The 7755-nt window shown below is 52.0% G+C and carries 9 protein-coding genes; all 9 read left to right on the forward strand.

The genetic code is table 11. The features are described from left to right. The first annotated feature begins 142 nt into the window (after positions 1 to 142). The 9 genes from LH51_RS12875 to LH51_RS12915 all read left to right on the forward strand — a co-directional run bounded on the left by LH51_RS12875 (position 143) and on the right by LH51_RS12915 (position 7747). Positions 143 to 871 (forward strand): STN domain-containing protein, encoded by a 729-nt coding sequence (locus tag LH51_RS12875; protein ID WP_036522699.1) that lies wholly within the window; start codon positions 143 to 145, stop codon positions 869 to 871. Then, positions 862 to 1194, forward strand: a complete 333-nt coding sequence (locus LH51_RS12880; RefSeq protein ID WP_036522700.1) for a hypothetical protein — start codon at positions 862 to 864, stop codon at positions 1192 to 1194. The genes LH51_RS12875 and LH51_RS12880 overlap by 10 nt, the downstream gene beginning before the upstream one ends. Further along, on the forward strand, positions 1191 to 2654 hold the full coding sequence (locus LH51_RS12885; protein WP_036522701.1) for a TonB-dependent receptor domain-containing protein: 1464 nt from the start codon (positions 1191 to 1193) through the stop codon (positions 2652 to 2654). Before LH51_RS12880 ends, LH51_RS12885 begins: the two co-directional genes overlap by 4 nt. An 80-nt stretch (positions 2655 to 2734) precedes the next feature. Next, positions 2735 to 3175 (forward strand): hypothetical protein, encoded by a 441-nt coding sequence (locus LH51_RS12890; protein ID WP_036522710.1) that lies wholly within the window; start codon positions 2735 to 2737, stop codon positions 3173 to 3175. 93 nt (positions 3176 to 3268) lie between these two features. Next, positions 3269 to 3658 (forward strand): hypothetical protein, encoded by a 390-nt coding sequence (locus LH51_RS12895; RefSeq protein WP_036522712.1) that lies wholly within the window; start codon positions 3269 to 3271, stop codon positions 3656 to 3658. A 19-nt stretch (positions 3659 to 3677) separates the two neighbouring features. Beyond that, the gene (locus LH51_RS12900) at positions 3678 to 4979 is read left to right on the forward strand and encodes a hypothetical protein (protein WP_036522716.1); all 1302 of its coding nucleotides are present in this window, start codon (positions 3678 to 3680) and stop codon (positions 4977 to 4979) included. Between the two features lie 47 nt (positions 4980 to 5026). Further along, a complete protein-coding gene (locus LH51_RS12905) occupies positions 5027 to 5677 on the forward strand; it encodes a hypothetical protein (protein WP_036522719.1) in 651 nt (216 codons plus the stop codon). A gap of 70 nt (positions 5678 to 5747) precedes the next feature. After that, positions 5748 to 7106 (forward strand): WD40/YVTN/BNR-like repeat-containing protein, encoded by a 1359-nt coding sequence (locus tag LH51_RS12910; RefSeq protein WP_036522721.1) that lies wholly within the window; start codon positions 5748 to 5750, stop codon positions 7104 to 7106. After that, positions 7103 to 7747, forward strand: a complete 645-nt coding sequence (locus LH51_RS12915; protein WP_036522723.1) for a hypothetical protein — start codon at positions 7103 to 7105, stop codon at positions 7745 to 7747. Before LH51_RS12910 ends, LH51_RS12915 begins: the two co-directional genes overlap by 4 nt. Positions 7748 to 7755: the final 8 nt, after the last annotated feature.

Genomic DNA, 7755 nt, shown 5'->3' on the forward strand with positions numbered 1-7755 from the left:
AAATTTTATAAACTGCTTGCTTATTCACAAAAAAATTCAATTCTGACTGGGGGATAACCCACCTCCGCCACGTCTTATCTATAAATCAAATGATAATACTTAGCATTAGTATTAAATTATAGTTTATAGGAAGAGGTCAGGAATGAGCAGCAAACAAAACACCCTTATTCAGACAAAACCCTGCTATCTGGCTGTTGCGATCGCTCTGACACTGTTGGCAACGGCTCCTGTCCAGGCACAAAATTCCGATATCCGTAAGGAACTGACAGGTGCTCAGGAAGTTCGGACCTGGCTACTCAACATCCCGGCTCAACCCCTGCCCCAAGCGCTTGCTGACTTATCAGCCGTAACCGGGCTGCAAGTGCTTTATACCGAAGAAGCCACCTTTGATCACACAGCCCCGGCACTGAGTGGTAGCTACTCGCTGCATGATGCCCTGCAACGACTGCTGTCAGGCAGTGGCTTGATGATACGCATTACCGGAGAGAATTCAGTCACTCTTCAAAAGGCTAGTAACCCTGATAGTGGAACTATGACACTGGGGCTAATTTCAGTCGAAGGTTACATTGATGATGGCTTTGCTAATCCCTATGCCGATGAACAGAAACGACTCAACACGCTGCGCCCTGATCTCATTCTGGGGGGTGATCAAATGCAACGCTTTCCAGACGAGCATATCGGCAAGGCATTGGATCGTTTACCCGGCATGTTTTCAACCTCGCCTTCTGAAAAGCAGGAAGTTCGTGTACGCGGATTGGATAAGCAGTTCACGCGTGTTGAGGTAGATGGTGTCACGATCCAGGTGCAGGGAGATGGCGAAACCTGTCTGTCGGAACAGTGGCAAGCAGTCTGGTTGACGAAGTGCGTGTGATCCGCAACCCGACGGCCGATATTGAACATGATGGCATTGGGGGCAGAGTCTCGGTCAAATATCGCCGTATTCCACAAGTATTTTCCGGTAACGCTGCAGTGCTCGGAGGTGTCATAAGTGAGGTAGACAACACCAGTAACTTGTTTGCAGGGCGAGCCAACATTTGGGCAGGTGGTCCGGTAAATGAAGGCTTTGGCATGATGGGGCTCTGGACATTACCAACTTACCCAGTCGGCGCGAACATATTGCCAACGAACACAATGCCGATGGCAGCTTTAAGGAACGACTGGACCGCATTGACCGCTTTAACACCACTCGGGTGAATACGTTTCTGAAAATGGGTTGGGAGCTGGATCAGGGCTATCTGGAGTTTGAGCCGCTCATGTTCGCCGAAACCAGTAGTGGCACAGATGTGCGCAACACCACCAAAGCCAATGGCGATCGTGATGATCGTAATATGTCAAAAGATATTGATAACCTTACGGTTGGCGCCAATTTACGTTGGGAGCAGCAATGGAACGAACGCTGGCAGTTGGATAGCCGCTTATCGTGGTTTCAAAGTGATCAAGAGAGCATAACTGATGAATTACGCTTGCGTTACAAGAATGCGGCTCTAGATAAAACTACGCTATCCAACACCACCGATGAGCTTACTGACGACCTTGTTGAACTGCGCACAGCAATTGCCTATGACTGGTCTGCTGAAAACCTCGGCAAAATCGAATTGGGTCTGCAAGCACGACGTAACGAACGTGATGGGCACAAATCATTGATCGAAAATGCAACACCCAAAGATCCCAATAGTGGCGACATTTATAATTTAAAAGAAGACTATCTCGCTGGATGGGTTCGTCAGCAATTTAAGTTCTTTGACGAAACTCTGCGTATTGAGCCAGGACTGCGCCTGGAAAATTACCGTCTAAATGCGTTGAGCAATGATGGTCAAGGCGGTCACAATAGTCAGAGCAGTGACCACCTGCATATCGGACCAAGCCTACATGCTTCTTGGCGAATTCATCCACAACTAACACTACAAGGAGCGATTTCACGCACCCTTAACCGTCCTCAGTTGGATCAGATCACACCCACCCGAGAAGAGAAAAACGGCGAGCTTATTCAGGGTAATCCCAATTTAAACCCAGCAACTGCGGTCAATATCGATTTAGGTGTGGTCTGGTCCACACCAGATGTATTCCTCGCAGCCACCATATTCCATAAAAATATTGATGATTTGATCGTTAGCACTCGCACTGGTGAGATGGTAGCTGGGCTGCCAGTTGTTCAACCAGAGAACGTTGAGAGCGGCACTATAAGAGGGCTCGAACTGGAGCAGCGCTACCATCTCGGGGCGACCGGCATCAAACAGCTGGATGGCCTGACGGTCTGGAGCAATCAGACATTGTTCGACGGCAAGATGCGTCTGGCAAGCGGGCGTCAGGTACCTTTCTTTGGTGAGCCCGATTATCTGGTAGCGGCGGGTATTGACTGGATCAGCCCCAGCTCGAATGTCGAGGTGTCATTAGCGGTTAACCATAATGGCAAACGCACCGAAGAAGATGAATTTTCACGCAAACGTTTCGACAAACTGACTACGGTAGATCTGACAGCCGCCTATTCAATCAACAAGGATATCCGCATTCGCTTCGAGGCTGGCAATCTGTTCAATGAGCAGGAGCATGGCCCAAGATCCAGCTTTAATGCAAACCATGAGCTAACCCATGTAGAGCAGCGCACAGTCAGCATTCCACAAACCCTGTGGCTGGGTTTTGATATGAAATTTTAATACGCCTTCTTCTGTAGAAGAGGGGGTATTTTCCTGCCCAACAGGGCATTTTTTGATGATAAAACTGGAGAATAAGCACAATGCAAACCCTAACCAAAACTGAACACGAACGTGTAATTAATGATTTTAATACGCTGGCCAAAGACACTCAGCAGGTACTGAGAGAGTTTATTGAGGGCGCACAAGTGCTTGAGATAGTGACTGCCGAAGCGCATGGCGTGACGGAAACCAGCATCAGTTACCTGCGTGGCGACAAGGTCGCCGATGTCATATACGACGAAACCACAGGCAAGCTACTGGGTGGATCTGAACCGGCTGTGTTCGAAAAGGTTATCGCGGTGTTACCTGAGTCTGGCCGTCAGGCGGTTGCGGAAAAAACCAAGGCCCCAGCGAAAATTCGCAAAATTAAGATCAAACACGATGAAAAAGATGATCGTGAGTATGTACACCTGCATACAATTGATCCAGAAGGCAATATTAACAGCTTCAAGATGGAACTGGACGGTAGCAGCAAGCGCTAAGCTACGCAGCCATCCAGCCGAGTCATTCCAGCCTGTGCGGGAGTGACTCGGCTGAGGATGAACAACTCAAGTACCCACTGAAGAGTGTCTATCATGACTGATCTTTGCACTGACCCTGCCACCTGCGCACGACTTGAGGTTCGTGATCTGCTTCAAACGTCCACAGGCACTCTGGCAGCAACTGGCCAAGGCATTTATCGTTTGGATCCCAGCGCTGCCGTCGCCCTGAAACATTGGGATGGCATGGATGTCCAGGCCCTTGGACCTGCCCACAACGCTGGCTTCGTCGCCGTAGTCGGCGACCATAACGGTTACCGCATTGCTATCGCTGACACCACATGCTCCCCCCTGCACGAACTGCCACAACCATCAGGGTTGAGTGCAAGGCGGTTTACGCGAGCGATGACTGGTTATTGGCTGGCGGAAAACATGGTCTCCACCGTCACGATGGTAAGGCTGGCAACGCTGCTGGCCCACCGATGACGGCCACCCTACCGCCTATGTGATCGGTATCACGCGTGACCGTGACGGCACGCTGCATGCCCGGATGAAAAAGCATGGGGCTGCGGGTCTTCCCGCCGTCATCAGCTCCACCGACGAGGGGGTAAGCTGGCAATTGAGTTGGCAGCGCGACTACCACGACTGGGTGCTGGCGGTAGACGGCACGCGTGCCATCACTCGCTGGTATGGCCTTGTTGAGCAGGGTGCGCCAAGCTCGGCGCCACTGTTGCGCGCCGTTGGCGCGGCCGCAGTAGATGCTGAAGGTGGTGTGGCGCTGGTGATAGGTAACCGACTGGAATGGCGGCCATCGGTCGAAGCAAGCGCTGGCCGCGCCACACGCGCCCTGATACACCCCTTGCTGGGTGACGCTACACATCTGCTGCTCTTGCCTGATGGCCACACGGCTGTGGTGGCCGGTGAGCAAGGAGCTTATCGGCTGGATCTGCTAAACGGCAGCCTGGACGATTGTTTGGCCGGCATCACCGCACGACCCGGAGCGTCTAAACTCAAACGTCTCTGGTCACTCGGACAGCAGGTGATGGCTACCGCATCCTATGGAACTTTCCGCAGCCTTGATAGCGGTGAGACCTGGCTCCCGGCACCCTCTGAATGGGCTCAGCTTGATGTGGAAGCCCATGTTAGGGTCGATAGCAACAATCACTATTTAATCTGTCAGCGATGTCTGGCTCACAGCAGCGATGGCGGCGCGAGCTGGCGGCTTGTCGATCTGGTGACGGAAGATCACCACTACCACGAGCTGTTCACAGGACGCCGCTGGGGTAACCAGCTGTTACTGGGTACCAAGCGCGGCTGCTTTGTGGCCCCACTTGCGACTGGCACCCCTGCACGTTACCTGGCGGCACTCGGCAGTGGCGCCATCAACGCCTTGGCGGTCGATGACGAGCGAGCCTGGGCTCTTGATAGTGAGGGCCGCGTGTTCCTGCTCGATCCGGCAGCCGGAACTGCACAGCAACTGGCGCACCTGGATGAGCCTTGCGAATTCCTGGCCTATTGTGACGCAGCACTACTCGCTGTGGGTGAAGAAAGTCTCTATCGCATCGAGGCTGATGGCAGCGTCAAACACATTGCCCCTCCTGGCTCAGGTGAATTGGCTGCAGTTGATCTGAATGACGGCCGCATCCTGCTCTGGAACCCAGCGCTGCCTGGATTGGCAGTCCCGACGCAGGTTGGCATCCGGTCTCCGACTGGCCTGACACTGCACGGCCAATCAAGCATGCCGCCGTTCTCACTGATGGACGTGTACTGGCCACCGACCGTGACCGACTCTACCGTGCCGGTCTGAGCCAGTAACAACAGATTTCAACTTATTGCTAAAAAGGAAAATAACAGATGAGCAAAGCCTATAAAGTTCAATTGAAATACAACCGGGCGAGTGATGAGAAATTAAAGTACCAGCTAAAAATAGAGGCCGGTTCTAAGGATTTGGCATTATCGCTGGCGAAAGAACGCCTGAAGGAAATAGCCATTTCAGGTATAGACAATGATGTTGTTTTTGATCAGGTGCAAGTCAAGGAGCTTTCAACGGTTGAACATGTGACCGGGGAAACCAGGGAGCAAGTGAAGCGGGTGTATCTGGTAAAGGACTTCAATGCGCTTTCCGAGGCTGCCCGTGACGCATTGGGTGAATTTATTGAAGCGGTAGAAGTGCTTGAGATCGTAACCGCACACAACCACGGAATGACGGAAACCAGTATCAGCTATCTGCGTGATGGCAAGGTGTACGAAGTTCTGTATGACGAGACAACAGGTAAGTTGTTGGGCGGATCAGAACCCGCTGTGTTCGAGAAGGTTATTGCAGTTCTGCCCGAATCCGGACGCCAGGCTGTAGCAGACAGGATAAAAACCTCACAACAAATTCGTAAGATTCAAATCAAGCACGACGACAAGGATGATCGTGAATACCTGCATCTGCACACCATCGACCCTGAAAACAATATCAGTGATGTCAAACTGGAGCTGGACGGGAGCTGCAAGCACTAGGATATATACTGGCGACCCACAGAGCGTCTGCCAGTAGATGAACCTTTTCTCCAGACGATGAGTAATTAGTATGAATAACCCTCTGGCGTCGTTTGAGCGCCCTCAGGTCAAAGGTATGTTGGCTCTACCCACAGGAATTTTTATTGCGACTGAAGTGGGTTTGTATCAGTTGCAAGGAGCCCTTTTATCTGAGGTTTCCACCTGGCACAACCAGCCGGTGAAGGGGATTGCCGCGTCACCGCAAGGCTACCTGTTGTTACTTGAAAGCGACAACGGCCAAACACTGTATCTGTGCGATGAACAATGGCAGGTGCGACATGAACTGCCATGCCCGCCAGGCGAGACAATCAAATGTTTACACAGTCAGGACACATTTATACTGGCTGGCACCAAGCATGGAGTATTCCGTTTACCCCTTGATACGGAAAATGCACCTGAGGCAAGTTCATGGCAATGTCTGTTCAAAGATTTTGGTGGTTGGGGTGAAGTGCTGTGGATCCATAGTGAGAATTCACAGCATATTCGTGCCTCTATTAAAAAACTCGCGCCAGATGCGAAACCGGCACTGATCGAAACCCGCGATGGGGGTATCAGTTGGCAGGTGGAGGCTGCAGCCGACTATCAGGATCTGATGCTGGCTGCCAATGATCAACACTGGATATCCCGCTGGAAAGGAATACGTCAGCGCCATGCAACCAGCGGTTACAAGAAACACCCCCTAACAGCAGCCTGGTTATCAACAGAAGACTGGGCCCTGCTGGATGGTAATAAGCTGGAATATCAACAGGCCGGGCAGGCCATCCTATCCTTTACCCACCCCTTACTTGCCGAAGCCAAATGGCTTTATCCACTGCATCAGCAGAATGCCTTTCTGATCGCCGGTGTACAGGGTGCTTATCTGGTGGAACCTGGTAAGGGGTCAGTATCCGATCTGTTTACTGGCATAACACTGCCTGGCGGACTGGGCAAGCTCAAGCAGGTGTTCGAACTGGATGATGGGGTGCGTCTGGCAACCGCCACCTACGGCACTTTCCGCTCTGAAGACGGAGGCAACACCTGGAAACCAGCAGATGCGGAATGGTCGGTACTGAATGCCAAACATCTGATTCGTAGTGACGATGGACGCTGGTGGTTAGGCTGCCAACGAGCCCTGTTCGTCAGTGACAATAATGGTCAACGTTGGCGTTATATCAAGCTCAAGCTGGAACAGATGCCCCACTACGCTGAATTGAGTGGCGGATTAGCCATTATCGGTGACCAGCTTTTTATTGGCAGCAAAACAGGCTTGTTGGTGACTCAGTTGAATGATCCCGAACGTGTCAGCCGGGTGGCCGCTTTCGGTACCCAGGCGATCAAATCGCTGTTTACGGATCAAGACCACAAACATCTGCTGGTGAACAATGAGTTGAAAATGGAAGTGGCATCATGAACACGATCGAACAATTACATAGCTTTCGCCGACCTGAAGTGAAGGCCGTTGTACCCCAGGGAGAGACTATCTGGCTGGGAACAAGTAACGGCCTCTACCGTGTACATAATCAGGTTTTAGACATCTGTGAGGACTGGCGCGGACATCGCATTAGCGCCATGGCGGCAACTGAATCGGGTCTGCTGGTTAGTGCCAGTCATGCCAATGAGTCGGTGTTGTCAGTCACCGACGAGCAAGGTCACCGGCTGCATCGACTGCCGGCTCTGCCTCAGGATACAGTGAAATCCTTATTATGCTCCGAAGGTCAGATTCTGGCTGGTGGGAAATGCGGTGTCTATCAGTTGGAAGAGGATAAGTGGCGACACTTGCCAGACACCCAGGGTGCCGAGGTGATTGGTCTGACCAAGTGCCGTGAAAAGCTACTGGCGTTTTGCAAGAAGCAAGGTGACAGGGCCTATGCCGGTCTGTTGGTGTCCAGCGATGCTGGCGCACATTGGCAATTAGAAGTCGAAACCGGCTATCACGACGCGATTATCCAGGCGAATAACGATAGCTATTTGACGCGTTGGCGAGGACCTTGGCATGCTGGTTCACCCATTGATTATCAAAAACGCCCCTACAGCGCCGCCTGCCAAGTGTAGGCATTAAT

Origin of the sequence: Nitrincola sp. A-D6, assembly GCF_000764495.1 — a bacterium.
In the GTDB taxonomy this organism is placed as follows: Bacteria; Pseudomonadota; Gammaproteobacteria; order Pseudomonadales; family Balneatricaceae; genus Nitrincola.